Annotated in this window: 1 protein-coding gene; it reads right to left on the reverse strand. The window is 45.6% G+C overall.

The window, feature by feature from the left end:
• The coding region (locus PGQ38_RS19310) for a thioester domain-containing protein (RefSeq protein WP_330674553.1) at window positions 1–1,277 on the reverse strand (1,277 nt) is incomplete at its 3' end.
• Window positions 1,278–1,289: the final 12 nt, after the last annotated feature.

Below are 1,289 nucleotides of genomic sequence, written 5' to 3' on the forward strand. Positions count from 1 at the left end.
ACCTTTTCATCCGTTACATCTGCACCTGTTAAAACTTCACCCTCTTTATAGACGGTAAGAGAAGCTTTTTTCTCATCATCCAGCAGTTCCATGGTAACTTTGCTTCCCATGACAAGGGTCACATCATGGGCAGTGGCATCCACAAGATATCCGACAGGGCTTGTGATTTCTTTTAAATAAACCACATCCTGTGTTTTATCAATGGTAACAGAAGAAACTCCGTTTTCATCTGTCGGAGGCATTTCCACAATCAGGTTCTGGCAGGCTTCATCGCCATACACGCCATAAACCGCGCCAGCTAAAAGGGCATTGGAACCTCTGTCTTTTTTAATGATTTCAATGGTCGCCTGCTGAAGCCAGGTAACGGAAAAATCCACGTATTTCTCATCGTCCACACCCTCGCCGAATACCAGGGCCAGGTTCTGGGTATCAGTACCTGTGGTTACTTTATATGCGGAAAAATCCTTCGTAATATAACCCTTCATAGTGGATTTCCAGGAACCCGCAACGGCTGTGGCCTGATTCAGGGGTGCGGATAGATAAAACGTTGTTCCACCATATACCTTTACCTTAGCACCACCTTCGCTTGTTTCACCGGTATCCACGTTATGAAATACCACACCGGCCGGAAGCTTCATGGTAATGTTCTGCAGGGTATCTGCCTTAAACTTGATTTCTTCTGTGCGCTGCTCACTTCCGTCAATGTAAGCGGTCACATTCGGATTGGAAAACGCCATGGCTACATCTGGGATCTCCGGCTGAGCCATGCAATAGTTATATAATTCCATAGCAAGTGCCTGGCCATTTGCATTTGCGCCGGAAAATGCATCGTCACTTCCACTTGCGTATGATACTGCAAGGTGGGTAATTACAAACTGCTTTCCTGCGGAAAAATCCGGATGCTCTGTTTTAAAGAAACCATTTACCCCGGACGCTTTTGTACCATAGTAGCAGACCTTGGCAAGTTTCTTTCCATCTCCCAGTCTGGTAATCTTAAATACGCCATCCCCTGGACTACTCTTAGACGGCTGAATGCAATAGGCAGTTGCTGTTACATTGTTAAAGCTGACGGTATATTTATAGGTCAGATAAGAGCCGAGATCATAGTCACTGTAATAATAGCAGCTTCCGCGTGTTACACTGACATCAGTTGTGGTAGAAGCATATGTGGCAATAAAAGATGCAGTTTCCCCTTCTTCCATTTCCATAAGATCCAGGTCCTGTTCCTGTGCCTGTTCTAACACTTCACCGAGTGTCAGTCCTGTTTCCGGATCCACAGTGTTCTCTTC

Origin of the sequence: Blautia faecis (genome assembly GCF_027662325.1) — a bacterium.
GTDB classification, from domain to species: domain Bacteria; phylum Bacillota; class Clostridia; order Lachnospirales; family Lachnospiraceae; genus Blautia_A; species Blautia_A faecis.